Origin of the sequence: Pseudomonas peradeniyensis, assembly GCF_014268935.2 — a bacterium.
Lineage (GTDB): Bacteria > Pseudomonadota > Gammaproteobacteria > Pseudomonadales > Pseudomonadaceae > Aquipseudomonas > Aquipseudomonas peradeniyensis.
This window is the reverse complement of the sequence record NZ_JABWRJ020000005.1, coordinates 451,851-469,807: the sequence shown is the minus strand read 5'-3', so window position 1 is coordinate 469,807 and position 17,957 is coordinate 451,851. Positions and strand designations below refer to the sequence as shown.

The 17,957-nt window shown below is 62.2% G+C and carries 15 protein-coding genes; 2 read left to right on the top strand and 13 right to left on the bottom strand.

All coding sequences use genetic code 11. The features are described 5' to 3' along the window. Positions 1-114: 114 nt before the first annotated feature. Positions 115-1,122 (bottom strand): amidohydrolase family protein, encoded by a 1,008-nt coding sequence (locus tag HU751_RS26250; protein ID WP_186733890.1) that lies wholly within the window; start codon positions 1,120-1,122, stop codon positions 115-117. Between the two features lie 109 nt (positions 1,123-1,231). Between HU751_RS26250 and HU751_RS26245 the strand changes: the two genes are divergently transcribed. Further along, a complete protein-coding gene (locus tag HU751_RS26245) occupies positions 1,232-2,095 on the top strand; it encodes a pirin family protein (RefSeq protein WP_186733889.1) in 864 nt (287 codons plus the stop codon). A gap of 113 nt (positions 2,096-2,208) precedes the next feature. On the opposite strand, the gene HU751_RS26240 is transcribed toward HU751_RS26245, so the two are convergent. From HU751_RS26240 to HU751_RS26225, 4 genes are all read right to left on the bottom strand, one after another. Next, positions 2,209-2,934, bottom strand: coding sequence for a dienelactone hydrolase family protein (locus HU751_RS26240; RefSeq protein WP_186734733.1), 726 nt, complete (start codon positions 2,932-2,934; stop codon positions 2,209-2,211). Positions 2,935-3,092: 158 nt separating this feature from the next. Continuing rightward, entirely contained in the window at positions 3,093-4,997 is a 1,905-nt protein-coding gene (htpG, locus tag HU751_RS26235; protein WP_186734734.1) for a molecular chaperone HtpG, read from the bottom strand. Positions 4,998-5,091: 94 nt separating this feature from the next. Then, positions 5,092-5,550, bottom strand: a complete 459-nt coding sequence (locus tag HU751_RS26230) for a PaaI family thioesterase (RefSeq protein WP_050706515.1) — start codon at positions 5,548-5,550, stop codon at positions 5,092-5,094. Continuing rightward, positions 5,547-6,023, bottom strand: a complete 477-nt coding sequence (locus HU751_RS26225; RefSeq protein ID WP_186734735.1) for a PaaI family thioesterase — start codon at positions 6,021-6,023, stop codon at positions 5,547-5,549. Before HU751_RS26225 ends, HU751_RS26230 begins: the two co-directional genes overlap by 4 nt. A gap of 136 nt (positions 6,024-6,159) precedes the next feature. On the opposite strand from HU751_RS26225, the gene HU751_RS26220 reads away from it, so the two are divergent. Beyond that, positions 6,160-6,435, top strand: a complete 276-nt coding sequence (locus HU751_RS26220; protein ID WP_050706517.1) for a hypothetical protein — start codon at positions 6,160-6,162, stop codon at positions 6,433-6,435. Positions 6,436-6,501: 66 nt separating this feature from the next. Here the strand turns inward: HU751_RS26220 and HU751_RS26215 are convergent, their stop codons facing one another. The 8 genes from HU751_RS26215 to HU751_RS26180 form a co-directional block, all read right to left on the bottom strand. Then, positions 6,502-7,251: a DUF599 domain-containing protein gene (locus HU751_RS26215; protein ID WP_186734736.1), complete on the bottom strand. Its 750-nt coding sequence runs from the start codon at positions 7,249-7,251 to the stop codon at positions 6,502-6,504. Positions 7,252-7,458: 207 nt separating this feature from the next. Further along, positions 7,459-8,772, bottom strand: a complete 1,314-nt coding sequence (gene brnQ / locus HU751_RS26210; RefSeq protein WP_050706519.1) for a branched-chain amino acid transport system II carrier protein — start codon at positions 8,770-8,772, stop codon at positions 7,459-7,461. A 385-nt stretch (positions 8,773-9,157) separates the two neighbouring features. Next, positions 9,158-10,042 (bottom strand): succinate--CoA ligase subunit alpha, encoded by an 885-nt coding sequence (gene sucD / locus HU751_RS26205; RefSeq protein WP_004376004.1) that lies wholly within the window; start codon positions 10,040-10,042, stop codon positions 9,158-9,160. Continuing rightward, a complete protein-coding gene (gene sucC, locus HU751_RS26200; protein WP_003254205.1) occupies positions 10,042-11,208 on the bottom strand; it encodes an ADP-forming succinate--CoA ligase subunit beta in 1,167 nt (388 codons plus the stop codon). Before sucC ends, sucD begins: the two co-directional genes overlap by 1 nt. 172 nt (positions 11,209-11,380) lie before the next feature. Continuing rightward, the gene (gene lpdA / locus HU751_RS26195) at positions 11,381-12,817 is read right to left on the bottom strand and encodes a dihydrolipoyl dehydrogenase (RefSeq protein WP_028690460.1); all 1,437 of its coding nucleotides are present in this window, start codon (positions 12,815-12,817) and stop codon (positions 11,381-11,383) included. 92 nt (positions 12,818-12,909) lie between these two features. Further along, positions 12,910-14,133 (bottom strand): 2-oxoglutarate dehydrogenase complex dihydrolipoyllysine-residue succinyltransferase, encoded by a 1,224-nt coding sequence (gene odhB / locus HU751_RS26190; RefSeq protein ID WP_110739477.1) that lies wholly within the window; start codon positions 14,131-14,133, stop codon positions 12,910-12,912. Positions 14,134-14,175: 42 nt separating this feature from the next. After that, complete coding sequence (locus HU751_RS26185; RefSeq protein WP_186734737.1) at positions 14,176-17,007, bottom strand: 2-oxoglutarate dehydrogenase E1 component; 2,832 nt, start codon at positions 17,005-17,007, stop codon at positions 14,176-14,178. Between the two features lie 245 nt (positions 17,008-17,252). Next, positions 17,253-17,957, bottom strand: a complete 705-nt coding sequence (locus tag HU751_RS26180) for a succinate dehydrogenase iron-sulfur subunit (RefSeq protein ID WP_028690457.1) — start codon at positions 17,955-17,957, stop codon at positions 17,253-17,255.

Sequence of the window (17,957 nt, the reverse complement as noted above, 5' to 3'; positions counted from 1 at the left end):
TTCCAGGATCCCTCCCAAAAGCGTTGTTCCGTCGCTTAATGAAGGTATCGGGCCGCCTGGAAATTGCGTAAGACGAAAAGGCGATATCAAAAAGCTATCTGCTGCTAAAACGCGCTACTTCGCCGCTTTTGGCAGCAGATTGAGAAAATTTGTCCGACTCACCTGCTCCGCCACCGCTGCCGGCAAGGCATCGAGGAAGGGGTCGAAACCGTGCATCTGCTCACCCAGGCTGTCGAACCGCCCCACAAGATCGGAGCCGAGCACGAAGCGCTGTGGGAAGCGCTCGACCAACGCCACCCAGTCCTGGCGCGGTGCACCCTGCGGGTCGAGCAGGTAGGGCTCGAGGACGCTCCAGGACAGGTCGACATACAGGTTCGGGTAGTCCTCCAGCAGCCGGGTCAGCACCGGCAGGAGAAAATCCATCTGCTCCTGGTGCCGGTGAATCTCCAGGCTGCTGCCAGCATGCGCCCAGATGAAGCGGGTATGCGGGTGGTTACGCAGCGGTTCCTCGATCTCGGCCAGGTACAGCGGGTTGCGCTCGCGCTTGGAGGTGAGGTTCGAATGCACCAGCACCGGCAGGTCGCGCTCGGCGGCCAGGTGGTAGATACGGGTCATGGCTTCATTGTTGGCCCGCGGCGTGTCGCCGCTGGTCAGGGCGGTGAGGTCGTCGTGGCGGGTGAAGACCTCGCCGATGCCCTGCCACAACCCCGGGTAGAGCTCGAGCATGCGCTCGATATGGCTGACGGCGTTCTTGTCCACCGGATTGAAGCCGGTGAGGAACGGGTGGAAGCGACGGCGCTGCTCTGCTGGCAGCTTCTGCAACGCGGCAGCGACATACAGGTCGGTGGCGCTGTACCAGTAGGCGTCGGCGTCGTCGCCGGCGTAATAGCGCGGGCGCTTGGGCTCGTCCTCATGCCACTTCTTGGCCACCGGGATGCCGGAGATCATCGACTGCTCGACCCCAGCTGCGTCCATGGCCTTGAGCAATGCCGGCATGCCCTCGGTTTCCTGGAAGAAGTCCACATAGTGCAGGTGCGCGTCGCTGTAGCGGTAGTCGCGGGCCTGCGCGGCGTCGAACAGGCCTGTGCTCAGCAGCAGGCAAGCCAGTGTGCGGGCGATCATCGGAGCCTCCTTTGCCGGTCCCGCAAGAGTAGACCGGGCAGCGTCCGCGACGGTTCAGCCACGGACGGCGAAACGCTATGCTTGCAGGCATCCCACAAGGAGTTTCGCCATGAGCAGTCCCCTGGTCATCCGCCCACGTGCCGAATCGGTCGAGGGCCAGCCGATCCTGCGCCCGCTGCCCTCGGCGCAGTGCCGCAGCGTCGGCCCCTTCGTGTTCTTCGACCATATGCTGGAAACCGACTACGCGCCGGGGCATGGCATGGACATTCGCCAGCATCCGCATATCGGCCTGTCCACCCTCACCTACCTTTTCGAGGGTGAAATCCAGCACAAGGACAGCCTGGGTTCGGACCAGCATGTACAGCCGGGCGATGTCAGTTGGATGACCGCCGGCGCAGGCGTGGCGCATGTCGAGCGCACGCCGGCCGATCTGCTGGCCAAGGGTTCAAGACTGCACGGGCTGCAGGTCTGGCTGGCGTCGCCCCGCGAGCACGAGCAGGGTAAGCCGAGCTACAGCCATCATCCGGCGGCGAGCCTGCCGTTAAGTGACAGCCTGGGTGTGCAGATCCGCATGATTGCCGGCAATGGTTTTTGCCTGGAGTCGCCAGTGCCGGTGCTCTCCCCCACGCTCTATGCCCATGTGCGCATGCAGCCGGCCACCACACTGATCGTGCCGCCGGAACATGCACAGCGCGCCCTGTATCTGCTCGAAGGCGAGTTGATGCTGGATAACGAGGAAGTCGAGCCATGCAGCCTGGTCGTGCTGCCTGAGGGCGAAGCCGTGAGCTTGTATGCCGAGGATGAGTGCCAACTGGTGCTGATCGGCGGCGCGCCGCTGGATGGGCCGCGGCGGATGAACTGGAATTTTGTGGCCAGTGACCCGGCATTGATAGAGTCGGCGCGGGCGCGCTGGGCGGCCGGGGATTGGCCGGGGGTGCCGGGAGAAAGCGGGCGGATCGAATTGCCGCGCTGACCGGGGCCGCTTTGCGGCCCATCGCCGGCAAGCCGGCTCCCACAGGGAGTTGCGTTGCTTCTTGTGGGAGCCGGCTTGCCGGCGATGGGCCTGCGCAGCAGGCCCCTGAGCGTTCAGCCTGCGAACACTTCCTTGAGCAGGTTATGCATCGAGCGGAACGCCCGCTCGGACGTACGCCGGTCATACTGCATCTTGCCCGGCACATTGGCGTTCGGATCGGTGAACGAATGCACCGCCCCGCCGTAGCTGAGCAACTGCCAGTCGACTTTAGCGGCGTTCATCTCCTCCTCGAAGGCCGGTAGCTGCTCTTTGGGCACCAGCGGGTCAGAGGCGCCATGAAGGACCAACACCGAGCCTTTGATACGCTTGGCATCCTCAGGGTTTGGCGTGTCCAGGGTGCCATGGAATGACACTGCCGCCTTCAGGTCAGCGCCGGTACGGGCCAACTCCAGGGCGCAGCAGCCGCCGAAGCAGAAGCCGAAGGTGGCCACCTTGCCGGGCTCCAGCAAGGCCTTCGATTGCCCCACCAACTGCGCCAGCGCCTCCTGCATGCGCTTGCGCAGCTCGGCGCGATCGTTCTTCAGCGGCATCATCGCCGCGCCCGCCTCGTCAGCATTGGACGGGCGCACCGACTGGCCGTACAGGTCGGCGATCAACACCACATAGCCTTGCTCGGCCACTTCCTTGGCGATACGTTCGGCGCCCTCACCGATACCCATCCAGTTCGGCGCCATCACCAGCCCCGGCTGCGGCAGCGCGCCCTGGGTGTAGACCAGACGGCTCTCGTAGGCTTTGCCTGACAGGTGATAGACCAGCGATTCGACGATGACCTTGCTCATTCAGCTCTCCTTGGGCTTCACGGGTCAGCACATGATAGATGTATTCGTGGGAGCGGGCTTGCCCCGCGAAGGGGACATCGCGGGGCAGGCCCGCTTCCACAGGTGACTCCCCGCCAGAAATGAAAAAGCCCGCCGAAGCGGGCTTTGTCTGCGTCAGATCAAGCGGACAGCTCGACCAGCAGCTTGTTGAGGCGACGCACATAGGCCGCCGGGTCCTTCAGGCTGTCGCCGGCCGCCAGGGCCGCCTGGTCGAACAGGATGTGCGAAAGCTCGGCGAAGCGGTCTTCGCTCTGCTCGCCATCGAGCTTCTCGATCAGTGGGTGGGTCGGGTTGAACTCGAAGATCGGCTTGGACTCCGGCACCTTCTGCCCGCTGGCTTCGAGGATCTGGCGCATCTGCAGGCCCAGGTCCTGTTCGCCGATGGCCAGGATCGCCGGCGAGTCGGTCAGACGGTGCGAGACACGCACTTCGGCCACGCTGTCACCCAGCGCGCCCTTCAGGCGCTCGACCAGGCCTTCCTTGTCCTTGGCGACTTCTTCCTGGGCCTTCTTGTCCTCTTCGGAGTCCAGCTTGCCCAGGTCCAGGTCGCCACGGGCGACGTCGACGAAGGCCTTGCCATCGAACTCGCTGAGGTAGCTCATCAGCCACTCGTCGATGCGGTCGGTCAGCAGCAGCACTTCGATGCCTTTCTTGCGGAAGACTTCAAGGTGCGGGCTGTTCTTGACCTGGGCGTAGGATTCGCCGGTCAGGAAGTAGATCTTGTCCTGGCCTTCCTTGGCGCGGGCCAGGTAGTCGGCCAGGGCGACGCTCTGCTCGCCGCTGTCGTCATGGGTGGAGGCAAAGCGCAGCAGGCTGGCGATCTTCTCCTTGTTGGCGAAGTCCTCGGCTGGGCCTTCCTTCAGCACCTGGCCAAAGTTCTTCCAGAAGCCCTTGTACTGCTCGGGCTCGTTCTTCGCCAGCTTCTCCAGCATGTCCAGCACGCGCTTGGTCAGCGCGGTCTTCATCGAATCGATGATCGGATCCTTCTGCAGGATCTCGCGGGAAACGTTCAGCGACAGGTCGTTGGAGTCGACCACGCCCTTGATGAAGCGCAGGTACAACGGCAGGAACGACTCGGCCTGGTCCATGATGAACACGCGCTGCACGTACAGCTTCAGGCCGCGTGGCGCTTCGCGCTGGTACAGGTCGAATGGTGCGCGGGCCGGCACGTACAGCAGCGAGTTGTACTCCAGCTTGCCTTCGACCTTGTTGTGGCTCCAGGCCAGCGGATTCTCGAAGTCATGACCGATGTGCTTGTAGAACTCCTGGTATTCCTCGTCCTTGACCTCGGTACGCGAACGGGTCCACAGGGCGCTGGCGCGGTTGACGGTTTCCCACTCCTGCGCCGGCTGCTCCTCACCCTCGGCGGCGGATTGCTCCTTCGGCAGCTCGATCGGCAAGGCGATGTGATCGGAGTATTTCTTGATGATGTTGCGCAGGCGCCAGCCATCGGCGAACTCGTCCTCGCCCTTCTTCAGGTGCAGGACAATACGGGTGCCGCGCTCTGGCTTGTCGACCGTGGCAACTTCGAAGTCGCCCTCGCCCTTGGACGACCAGTGCACGCCTTCGGCGGCCGGCAGCCCGGCACGACGGCTGAACACATCGACCTTGTCGGCAACGATGAACGCGGAGTAGAAGCCCACGCCGAACTGACCGATCAGGTGCGAGTCCTTCTTCTGGTCACCGGTAAGGTTCTTCATGAAGTCGGCGGTGCCGGACTTGGCAATGGTGCCCAGGTGGGCGATGACGTCTTCACGGCTCATGCCGATACCGTTGTCCTCGAGGGTCACGGTATTGGCGGCCTTGTCGAAGCTCACGCGGATCTTCAGTTCGGCGCCACCTTCGAGCAGCTCGGGCTTGGCCAGGGCCTCGAAACGCAGCTTGTCGACGGCGTCGGAGGCGTTGGAGACCAGCTCGCGCAGGAAGATCTCCTTGTTCGAATACAGGGAATGGATCATGAGGTGCAGCAGCTGCTTTACCTCGGTCTGGAAGCCCAGGGTTTCTTTTTGAGTCTCCACACTCATGGTCTTCAAAACTCCAATCTGTTGGTTGTTGGCGCCTGGCGGCCGTCTGGCCTGCTTTTGATGGCGGATGTCCAACAGATGGGGGCAGCCCTGACTATTTCAAGGGCTTTTCCGGTTCGATCTTGAAATGCGCGCGCGCCGTGGCGATCGGCGTGTCGCGATCGCCCTGCCAGGCAGTGATGGCTACGTTGGTCACCCGCCGCCCCTGGCGCCATAGCTGGCATTGGGCGTAGGTGTCGCGAAAATGCCCGGCGCGCAGATAGTCGATGGAGAAATCGATGATCTTCGGAATACTCGCGCTCTCGCTGTAGATCAGCAGGTAGAGCGCGGCCGACAGTTCCATGAAGCCGGCGATCACGCCACCATGAATCGCCGGCAGCAACGGGTTGCCGATGTTGTCGGGATTGGCCGGCAGACGGAACAGCAGGTCGTCGCCCTGGCGCTCGCATTCGATGCCGATCAGCCCGGCATACGGGATCAACGCCAGCAGGGGCTGGTAGTCGCCCCGGGCATGGGCCTGGTTCAGCTGTTGACGGATGTCGGCGGGAATCACGCGCGGCCCTCCTTGAGGCTGTTGCCGAAGCGGATGCCACCCTTGACGTCCTGCCCCAGGCGCATGAAGGTGCCGACCACCTGGCAGATTGGTTGCGAGGGGTCGTCCTGGTAGGCCGTGCCGCGGGTGAAGATGACATCGCGGGTCACCCGGTAGCACTGGGCGTGGCCGTAGATGTCCTTGCCGGCCTCGGCCGTGTGCATGTAGTCGATGCGCAGGTCCAGGGTCGGGCAAACCTCGAAACGCGGCAGCGCGCAGAGCGTGGCCATGCCGCAGGTGGTGTCCATCAACGTGGTCAGCACGCCGCCGTGCACCGCGCCGTTCTGCGGATTGCCGACAATGGCCGGCGACCAGGGCAGCACCAGCGTCATGCCGTCGGCATCGGCGTGGTGCACGCGCATCTGCAATACCTGGCAATGTTTCAGCGCCGAGAGAAAACGCTGGGCCATCGCCATCAATGGCGTCTCGTTCATTGTCCCTCGCTTCATAAAATGGATAAAAAGTCCATATAGGTCGGGCAGTTATATATCTGTAACCTTTGTGGAACTTATTCGTACCCGGTGAACTCGAAGGTACAAGTAAAGTTATTCCACCCAGGAGAAACACCCCATGCGTAAACCTTTTGCTTTTGCTCTGATGCTGGCCGCTGCCATGGGCCTGGCTGCTTGCGATAAAGCGAGCGAAGACAAAGCCCAGGACGCACAGCAACACGCCGAGCAAGCCCAGGAGAAGATGGGCGAAGCTCAGGATAAGATGAACGAAGCCGCCAAGGAAAACGCCGAAGCCGCCAAAGATCAGGCCGAAGCGCAGCAGAAGGCCGCCGAGGAAGCCGCGCCGACCACTCCAGCGCCGACCACTGCGCCTGCCGAGCCTGCCAAACAGTAATCGCGCAGTACAAAAAACCCGACAATGTCGGGTTTTTTTGTACCTGGCATTTATCGCTGAAAGGCTTCAGCTGGTTATACCGGAAGTATCCTTGCCCGGCTCGACCGAAACACTTTCCGTCGGCGTGAACACCATCACTTCCAGTACATGGGAATGAAACTCGCGGCGATACAAGATGAATACCACGCCCACGCTCATGACCATGAACAACCAGGGGCTGATGAACCAGCTCAGCATGGCCATGCCGAAGTAATACGAACGCAACCCCAGGTTGAACTGGTTGGCGGCCAGCGACAGTACTCGCGCGGCCCGAGAGGCGAAAGCCTTACGCTCGAGCTCGTTGACCAGGCGCTCGCCGATCATCGGCGCCGAACCCACCAGCACCGCGGCGAAGTTGTATTGGCGCATGCACCAGCTGAAGGTGAAGAAGGCATAGACGAACACCATCGCCAGGCACAGCAGCTTGATTTCCGACATGCCTTGGGAGGCCTGCTGCACCAGCGGCAGGTCGGCCAGCAGCGACAAGGCGCGGTCGGACGCACCGAGCACGGTGAGAATGCCGGCCAGGATGATCAGCGTGCTGGACGCGAAGAACGAGGCATTGCGTTCGAGGTTGCCGATTACGCTGGCATCGGCGATGCGGTTGTCGCGCAGCAGCATGCGCCGCATCCAGTCCTCGCGGTACAGGTGCAGCACGCTGGCCAGGCAGGCCGTGTCGCGCCCCTTCCAGATGGCGTAGCGGGTGTAGCCACCCCAGCAGATCGCGAACCATAGCGCGGCCAGCAGGTTGCCCAGGTTGTTTTGGATGAAGGTCATGCAGTTATCCCGCAAAAGAGAAACAGACCGGTTTTCGACGCCCGGGCTCATTAAAAGACACGCCATCCAGTAAAAATCGCGGGACAAGTCGCATCGGCACAGGCAACAAAAAACCCCGCTCCTCAAGGGAAGCGGGGTTTCGATATCCACCGTGGCTGGGCGCCCTTCGGCTTGTGGCCGGCGCCCTGCCCTTCAGGTTTCAATCCATCAGGCCAGCGCCTCGCGCGGCTTGCCCAGCATGCGGTCGAAGACCACGGCGGCGGCCAGGGTAACCACCGAAGGCACCAGCCAGGCCATGCCTTCGTTGCTGAACGGCAGGTGAGCCAGGGCGTCAGGCAGTACGTGGGCAAAGCTGCTGCCCTTGATTGCGTCGACAACACCGAACACCAGCGACACCAGCATGACCGGGGCCAGGATGCGGGTCGGCGAATTCCACAGGTCCTTCACGAAGCTCAGGCCCACGACCACGATGCACGGCGGGTAGATCGCGGTCAGCACGGGAATCGAGAACATGATGAGCTTGGTCAGGCCCAGGTTGGAGATCACCAGCGAGAAGCCGGCCAGGATCACCACCAGGGTGCGGTACGACAGCGGCAGGATCTGGCTGAAGTACTCGGCGCAGGCGCAGGTCAGGCCAACGGCGGTCACCAGGCAGGCCAAGGCGATCAGCACGGCGAGGAAGCCGCTGCCCAGGGAACCGAAGGTGTGCTGCACATAGGCATGCAGGACCATCGCGCCGTTGGTGGCATCGGCGGCGATGTCATGACTGCCCGCGCCGAGGCGGAACAGGCTGACATACACCAGCACCAGGCCGACACCGGCAATCAGGCCGGCGATGATGGCGTAGCGGGTGATCAGCTTCGGCGACTCGACGCCACGCGAGCGGATGGCGTTGACGATGACGATACCGAAGACCAGGGCGCCCAGGGTGTCCATGGTCAGGTAGCCATCGGAGAAGCCTTTGGAGAACGCGGCGGCGGCGTAGGCAGGCTGGGCCTCGCCAATGGTACCGGCCGGCAGGGCGAAGGCGGCGATGCCCAGCACCGCCAGGGCGATGATCTTCAACGGCGCGAGGAAACGGCCCACGGTGTCGAGCAACTTGCCTGGGTACATGGATACGGCCAGGACCACGGCGAAGTACACGATGCTGTAGATGAGCAGCGCGGTCGGGCTCTCGCCGGTCAACGGTGCAACGCCCACTTCGAACGACACGGTGGCGGTTCGCGGGGTGGCGAACAGCGGGCCGACCGAGAGGTAGCACACAGCCGCCAGCAAGCCACCGAAGAACTTGCCGATCGGGCTGCTCAGGGCGTCCATGCCGCCACCGACCTTGGCCAGGGCGACCACGGTGATGACCGGCAGGCCCACGGCGGTGACCAGGAAGCCGAGTGCGGCCATCCACACGTGCGGACCGGACTGCAGGCCGACGATGGGCGGGAAGATGATGTTGCCGGCGCCGACGAACAGCGCGAACGTCATAAAGCCAAGCGCCAGGATATCCTGGCCTTTTAACACTTTCATTTAAGGAAATACCACACTGCTGAAATCGGGAGTCGGAGGGGATTTCCCATAGGATGAAGGGAAATGCTGCCCGGCTTGGTGAGCCAGACCCGTTTAGCGTGTCGTTCCCTTTTGGGGTACGGGCACAGAGTGAACGCGTAGCCTACCTGTTTTGCCCGACAAACGCACTGGCACAGTGCTGCTTGTCCGATGTGCGTATGTGTTTGTCGTCTGGTTGAACGTGTTAGGCGACAATTTATTGCTCATTTGGGTAGATGTCTGGTTGAAAATCCTGATTGAGGTGATCGAATTTTCCCAGGTGTGGGAGCGACCGCCGATCGCCAGGAAAAACGACAAAGGCCACCCGAAGGTGGCCTTTGTGCGCGTGGGGGGTACTGCGTGTTACTTACTTCTTGACTTCCCAGCCAGTCAGCTCGGCCAGGGCCTTGCCGATGTCAGCCAGGGAACGCACGGTTTTCACACCGGCGTCCTGCAGGGCGGCGAACTTCTCGTCCGCAGTACCCTTGCCACCGGAGATGATGGCGCCAGCGTGGCCCATGCGCTTGCCCGCAGGTGCGGTAACACCGGCGATGTAGGAAACGACAGGCTTGGTCACGTTGGCCTTGATGTAGGCCGCGGCTTCTTCTTCAGCGGAACCGCCGATCTCACCGATCATGACGATCGCTTCGGTCTTCGGGTCTTCCTGGAACAGCTTCAGGATGTCGATGAAGTTGGAGCCCGGGATCGGGTCACCGCCGATGCCGACGCAGGTCGACTGGCCGAAGCCGGCGTCGGTGGTCTGCTTCACAGCTTCGTAGGTCAGGGTACCAGAACGCGAAACGATACCGACCTTGCCTGGCAGGTGGATGTGACCCGGCATGATGCCGATCTTGCACTCGCCCGGAGTGATCACGCCTGGGCAGTTCGGGCCGATCAGGGTCACGCCCAGCTCGTCGCACTTGACCTTGGCGTCCAGCATGTCGAGGGTAGGAATACCCTCGGTGATGCAGACGATCAGCTTGATGCCACCGAAGGCGGCTTCCAGGATCGAGTCCTTGCAGAAAGGAGCCGGTACGTAGATGACCGACGCGTCAGCGCCGGTGGCTTCCACGGCTTCTTTCACGGTGTTGAACACCGGCAGGCCCAGGTGGGTGGTGCCACCCTTGCCCGGGGTGACGCCGCCGACCATCTTGGTGCCGTAGGCGATGGCTTGTTCGGAGTGGAAAGTACCCTGCGAGCCGGTGAAGCCCTGGCAGATGACTTTGGTGTCTTTATTGATCAGGACGCTCATTACTTGCCCTCCGCAGCTTTGACAACTTGTTGAGCAGCGTCGGTCAGGCTGGTTGCCGCAATGATGTTCAAACCGCTTTCTGCCAGTACTTTAGCACCCAGTTCGGCGTTGTTGCCTTCGAGGCGAACGACAACCGGAACCTTGACGCCGACTTCTTTCACAGCGCCGATGATGCCTTCGGCAATCATGTCGCAGCGAACGATGCCGCCGAAGATGTTGACCAGGACGGCCGCGACATTGCTGTCGGACAGAATGATCTTGAACGCTTCGGTAACGCGCTCTTTGGTAGCGCCGCCGCCCACGTCGAGGAAGTTGGCTGGCTTGCCGCCGTGCAGGTTGACGATGTCCATGGTACCCATGGCCAGGCCGGCACCGTTGACCATGCAGCCGATGTTGCCTTCGAGGGCGACGTAGTTCAGTTCGAACTTGGCGGCGTGGGCTTCACGGGCGTCGTCCTGCGACGGGTCGTGGAAGGTCTTCAGCTTCGGCTGACGGTACATGGCGTTGGCGTCGATGTTGATCTTGGCATCGAGGCAGTGCAGATCGCCATCGGCCTTGATCACCAGCGGGTTCACTTCCAGCAGGGCCAGATCGTGATCCTTGAACAGCTTGGCCAGGCCTACGAAGATCTTGGCGAACTGTTGAACCTGCTTGCCTTCCAGACCCAGCTGGAACGCCAGTTCACGACCCTGGAACGGCTGAGCGCCGACCAGCGGATCGATGGTGGCCTTGAGGATCTTCTCAGGAGTCTCGTGAGCAACCTTCTCGATGTCCACGCCACCTTCGGTGGAGGCCATGAACACGATGCGACGGCTCGAACGATCGACTACAGCGCCCAGGTACAGCTCTTTGGCGATGTCAGTGCAGGATTCGACCAGGATCTTGGAAACTGGCTGACCGTTGGCGTCGGTCTGGTAGGTGACCAGGTTCTTGCCCAGCCACTGAGCAGCGAACGCCTTGGCGTCTTCCTTGCTGCGAACCAGCTTGACGCCGCCCGCCTTGCCGCGACCACCGGCGTGGACCTGGGCTTTGACGACCCACTCGTTCCCGCCGATCTTGTCGCAGGCTTCTGCAGCTTGCTCAGGGGTATCGACAGCGAAACCCTTGGAAACTGGCAGGCCGTACTCAGCGAACAGCTGCTTACCCTGATACTCGTGAAGATTCATGCTTTTTACCGTCTTCGTTAGGTACTGCGCTTCGGCGCTGCGCCATTACTGGCGCCGCACCACCTGTGACCGTTGACCCCGGGTTTTCCCGTGTGATCCGGTCCGGCGGACGTTCCGCGGTGAGTCTTGCACGCAAGACCCACGACGGGCAGCCCGCCGTGGTTTCTTATAATTAACGCTTCTTACGGTTGGCGACGTGAATGGCACCGCCATTCACCGCCAGCGCTGCTTCATGCAACGCTTCGGACAGGGTCGGATGGCTGAAGACCATCATGCCCAGGTCCTCGGCACTGGTGCCGAATTCCATTGCGATCGCGCCTTGCTGAACCAGCTCGGCAGCCGATGGGCCGATCACGTGAACGCCCAGTACGCGGTCGGTCTTGGCATCGGCGATGACCTTGACGAAACCACCGGTGTCGTTGGCCGCCATCGCACGGCCGCTGGCCGCGAACGGGAAGGTGCCCACGTTAACCTCAACGCCCTCGGCTTTCAACGCCTGTTCGGTCTTGCCGACCCACGCGATTTCCGGGTGGGTGTAGATGACCGACGGGATCAGGTCGTAGTTCATCTGGGCCTTGTGGCCCTTGATGCGCTCGACGACCATGATGCCCTCTTCCGAGGCCTTGTGCGCCAGCATCATGCCGCGTACCACGTCACCGATGGCGTAGACGCCCGGAACGCTGGTGGCGCAGTGATCGTCGACGAAGATGTAGCCACGCTCATCGATGGTCACGCCGCTGTCGGCGGCCAGCAGGTCGGTGGTCACAGGACGACGGCCGACCGCGACGATCAGCTTGTCGAAGGTGATCTTCTGCTCGCCTTCGGCGTTGGTGTAGGTGACTTCGACTTCGTTGCCGTTGACTTTCGAGCCGGTGACGCGAGCGCCCAGCTTGATGTCCAGGCCTTGCTTGGTCAGGGTCTTCTGGGCTTCTTTCGACACGGCGGTGTCGGCAGCCATCAGGAAGGTGTCCAGGGCTTCCAGGACGGTGACTTCGGCACCCAGGCGAGCCCATACCGAGCCCAGCTCCAGGCCGATCACGCCGGCACCGATGACGCCCAGGCGCTTCGGTACGCTCTGGAATTCCAAGGCACCGGTGGAGTCGACGATGACGTTCTGGTCGACCGGGGCCGGCGGAATGTCGATCGGACGCGAACCCGAAGCCAGGATCACGTTCTCGGCTTCGATGACTTCGGTGGTGCCGTCAGCCTTGGTGACTTCGACTTTCTTGCCGGCCAGCAGCTTGCCGTGGCCCTGGATCGAAGTGACGCCGTTGGCCTTGAACAGGGTGGCGACGCCACCGGTCAGGTTCTTGACGATACCGGCCTTGCGGCCAACCATCGCGGCCACGTCCATCTTCACTTCGCCAGTGGAGATGCCGTGCACGTTGAAGCTCTCTTTGGCTTCCTTGTACTTCCAGGAGCTGTCCAGCAGCGCCTTGGACGGAATGCAACCCACGTTCAGGCAGGTGCCGCCCAGGGCCAGCTTGCCCTCGGCGTCGGTGTATTTCTCGATACAGGCAGTCTTCAGACCGAGTTGGGCAGCCTTGATGGCGGCAACATAGCCGCCAGGACCTGCACCAATCACCACTACGTCGAATTTCTGGGTCATAAAAGATTCCTTATCAGCTACAAGCTACAGGCCGCGTACCGCACGGCCCCGCCTCTTGCGAAGAGCGGGGCCGGCAGCGCGCAGCTAGTTGATTAGATGTCCAGCAGCAGGCGAGACGGATCTTCCAGCAGGTTCTTGATGGTCACCAGGAAGGTTACCGCTTCCTTGCCGTCGATCAGGCGGTGGTCATAGGACAGCGCCAGGTACATCATCGGGCGGATCACCACTTGGCCATTGATGGCCATCGGGCGCTGGATGATGTTGTGCATACCCAGGATCGCGGCCTGCGGCGGGTTGACGATCGGGGTCGACATCATCGAGCCGAAGGTACCACCGTTGGTGATGGTGAAGGTACCGCCAGTCATCTCTTCGATCGACAGTTTGCCGTCACGGGCTTTCTTGCCGAAGGTGGCGATGCCGTTCTCGATCTCGGCCAGCGACATCGATTCGGCGTTGCGCAGCACCGGTACCACCAGGCCACGATCGCTGGAGACGGCGACGCCGACATCAGCAAAGCCGTGGTAGACGATGTCGTTGCCGTCGATCGAGGCGTTGACCGCCGGGAAGCGCTTCAGCGCCTCGGTGGCAGCCTTGACGAAGAACGACATGAAGCCCAGGCGCACGCCGTTGTGGGTCTTCTCGAACAGGTCCTTGTACTTCGAACGCAGGGCCATGACTTCGGTCATGTCGACTTCGTTGAAGGTGGTCAGCATGGCCATGTTCGACTGTGCTTCGACCAGACGCTCGGCGATCTTGGCGCGCAGGCGGGTCATCGGCACGCGCTTCTCGGTACGGTCGCCAGCGGCGACGACGACCGGGGCAGCGGCAGCAGCGGCCGGCTTGGCAGCCGGTGCAGCGGCAGGGGCCGACTTCTTGTTGGCAACGGCAGCAACGACGTCTTCCTTGGTGATGCGACCACCCTTGCCGGTGCCGGCAACGGTAGCGAGGTCGATGCCGTTCTCTTCAGCCAGCTTGCGCGCGGCTGGAGCGGCAACCGGGTCGTCTTCGCCAGCGTCGGCGGCAGCGGCGGCCGGAGCAGCAGCGGCAGGCGCGGCAGCCGGAGCTGCGGCGGCGGCGCCACCTTCAACGATCGAGCCCAGGACTTCGTCGGACAGGACGGTGTCGCCCTCGCCCTTGACGATGGCGCCCAGCACGCCGTCGGCGGTGGCCAGGACTTCCAGGACGACCTTGTCGGTCTCGATGTCGACGATCAGCTCGTCACGCTTGACGGCGTCGCCCGGCTGCTTGTGCCAGGTGGCAACGGTGCCATCGGCAACCGATTCCGGGAAGGTTGGGGCTTTGATCTCGATAGCCATTATCTGTGTTTCCTTAAATTCGGTTTCAGGTGCGCGAAGGCGTTAGACAGTGAAGGCGTCTTGCAGCAGTTTTTCCTGCTGTTCGGCGTGCTTCGATGCGTAACCACAAGCTGGCGCGGCGGAAGCGTCGCGACCGGCGTATTCCAGGACCAGCGCCTTGTTGTGGCGGCCCAGGATACGGCGCATGTGGTGCTGGCTGCTGTACCAGGCGCCCTGGTTCATCGGCTCTTCCTGACACCACACTGCGTGCTTGAGGTTGGTGTAAGGCGCGAGGATCTCGACCAGGTCGTCCTCAGGGAACGGATACAGCTGCTCGATACGCACGATGGCGATATCTTCGCGGCCTTCGGCACGGCGTTTTTCCAGCAGGTCGTAGTAGACCTTGCCACCGCACAGGACCAGGCGTTCGACCTTGGCCGGATCCAGGGTGTCGATTTCCGGGATCACGGTCTGGAACGAGCCATCGGCCAGGTCTTCCAGGGTCGAGATGGCCAGCTTGTGGCGCAGCAGCGACTTCGGCGTCAGCACGACCAGCGGCTTGCGCAGCGGACGGATGACCTGGCGACGCAGCAGGTGGTAGATCTGTGCCGGGGTGGTCGGCACGCAGACCTGGATGTTGTGCTCGGCGCACAGCTGCAGGTAGCGCTCCAGACGCGCGGAGGAGTGCTCCGGACCCTGGCCTTCATAACCGTGTGGCAGCAGCATGGTCAGACCGCACAGGCGGCCCCACTTGTGCTCGCCGCTGGTGATGAACTGGTCGATCACCACTTGCGCACCGTTGGCGAAGTCGCCGAACTGGGCTTCCCAGATCACCAGCGCGTTCGGCGTGGTGGTCGAGTAGCCGTATTCGAAGGCCAGTACCGCTTCTTCCGAGAGGAAGGAGTCGTACAGGTCGAAACGCGGCTGGCCCGGGAACAGGTTCTTCAGCGGCACGTAGGTGCTGGCGTCCTTCTGGTTGTGCAGCACCGCGTGACGGTGCGAGAAGGTGCCACGGCCGATGTCCTGGCCGGTCATGCGGATCGGGTGACCTTCGAACTGCAGGGTGGCGTAGGCCATGGTCTCTGCATAACCCCAGTTGATCGGCAAGCCACCGGCCTGCATCTTCTGGCGATCTTCGTAGATCTTCGCGACCTGGCGCTGGACGACGAAACCTTCAGGCAGCTCGAGCAGCTTGGCCGACAGCTCCTGCAGGGTCTTGAGGTCGAAGCGGGTGTCGTGACGCGCGGTCCAGGCATGGCCCAGGTACGGACGCCAGTCGACGAACAGCTCGCGGTTCGGCTCCTTGACCAGGCTCTTGACCACGTGCAGGCCGTTGTCCAGGGCGTTGCGGTACTCGTCGATCTTGGCCTGGGCGCGCTCGGCGTCGATGCGACCGGCGCTGATCAGTTGCTCGGCGTACAGCTCACGGGTGGTGCGCTGCTTGCTGATCTGCTGGTACATCAAAGGCTGGGTGCCGTTCGGCTCGTCGGCCTCGTTGTGGCCGCGACGACGGTAGCAGACCAGGTCGATGACCACGTCACGCTTGAACTGCATGCGGTAGTCAATGGCCAGCTGGGTGACGAACATCACCGCTTCCGGATCATCGCCGTTCACGTGCAGGATCGGCGCCTGGATCATCTTGGCAACGTCGGTGGCGTACTCGGTGGAGCGCGCATCCAGCGGGTTGCTGATGGTGAAACCGACCTGGTTGTTGATCACGATGTGCACGGTGCCGCCGGTCTTGAAACCGCGGGTCTGCGACATCTGGAAGGTTTCCATGACCACACCCTGGCCGGCGAACGCTGCGTCACCGTGGATGGAGATCGGCAGGACCTTGTCGCCAACGGTGTCGTTGCGGCGATCCTGGCGGGCGCGAACCGAACCTTCCACCACTGGCGAGACGATTTCCAGGTGGGAGGGGTTGAACGCCATGGCCAGGTGGACTTCGCCACCGGGGGTCATCACGTTGGAGGAGAAGCCCTGGTGATACTTCACGTCACCGGAGCCCAGCTCGTTCATCTTCTTGCCTTCGAACTCGTCGAACAGCTCGCGCGGGTTCTTGCCGAAGGTGTTGACGAGCACGTTGAGGCGGCCACGGTGGGCCATGCCGATCACGACTTCCTTGGTGCCGTAGGAACCGGAGCGCTGGATCATTTCGTCCAGCATCGGGATCAGGCTTTCGCCACCCTCGAGGCCGAAGCGCTTGGTGCCCGGGTACTTGGTGCCCAGGTACTTCTCCAGGCCCTCACCGGCCGTAACGCGTTCGAGCAGGTGAGCCTGCACGTCGGCGGAGAATTCCGGACGGCCACGTACGCTTTCCAGGCGCTGCTGGAACCAGCTGCGCTGCTCGGAATCGACGATGTGGGTGAACTCGGCGCCAATGGTGCGACAATATGTCTTCTGCAGCGCTTCGAAAATTTCGCGTAGGCTCGCTTCCTCTTTGCCGATGAACAGGTCGCCGGCACGGAAGGTCGTATCAAGATCGGCATTGGTCAAGCCGTAGTGATTGATCGACAGGTCTACGGGCGCAGGACGCTGCCACAACCCCAACGGGTCGAGCTTGGCAGCCTGATGGCCGCGCATACGATAGGCCTGGATCAGTCGCAGCACTTCAACCTGCTTCTTCTCGTGTTCACTGCTCACGCTCCCGGCGGATACCGGTTGGGCGCGGCGCTGGTTCTTTGCCAGCAGTACGAAATGGTCGCGGATCGTCGAGTGCGATACATCGGTAGCGGTGCTGCCGTCGGCGGGCAACTTCTGGAAGTAAGTGCGCCACTCTTCTGGCACAGCGTTAGGGTCGTGCAGGTAGAGCTCATAAAGCTCTTCCACATATGCAGCGTTACCACCTGAAAGGTGGGCGCTATCCCACATGCGCTGCATCACGCTTTCTTGCATGCTTGGTCACCCTCGGTTAGGGGACTGATCGGCGAGAGCCACAGCAAACCTGGAAAAGTCCGAACACAGCGACTGAACCACGCCACCTGGATCCTGCTGATTTTCCGGGTACCAGCCCGGAAGCCCCTGCTGGTCTCATATCTTCATAGGTAATGAGCGCGGGCTTTTTGAGCCCTTGCTCGGGTTTTACCTCAGTGCGGGCTCACCACCCGCACCTCGGCTTACTGCAGGTACAACGCTTTGAATCAGGTGCCGCTTTGCAGCAGCATGTTACGTACGTGGCCGATTGCCTTGGTCGGATTCAGACCTTTCGGGCAAACGTTCACGCAGTTCATGATCCCGCGGCAGCGGAACACGCTGAACGGGTCATCCAGGGACGCCAGGCGCTCCTGAGTCTTGGTGTCGCGGCTGTCGGCCAGGAAACGGTAGGCCTGCAGCAGCGCGGCGGGGCCCAGGAACTTGTCCGGGTTCCACCAGAACGATGGGCAGGAGGTCGAGCAGCAAGCGCACAGGATGCACTCGTACAGACCGTCCAGCTTGTCGCGATCTTCCGGCGACTGCAGACGCTCGATGGCCGGGGCCGGCGTGTCGTTCTGCAGGAACGGCTTCACCTTCTCGTACTGCTTGTAGAAGATGCTCATATCGACGACCAGGTCACGGATAACCGGCAGGCCTGGCAGCGGACGCAGGACCAACTTGTTACCTTTTACGACAGCGGACAGCGGCGTGATGCACGCCAGGCCGTTCTTGCCGTTGATGTTCATACCGTCGGAACCGCACACGCCTTCACGGCAGGAGCGACGGTACGAGAAGCCCTCGTCCTGCTCCTTGATCAGCGCCAGCACGTCCAGGACCATCAGATCCTTGCCGCCGGTGTCGACCTGGAAGGTCTGCATCTTCGGCGCCGAATCGGTGTCCGGGTTGTAACGATAAACTTCGACTTGCAACAT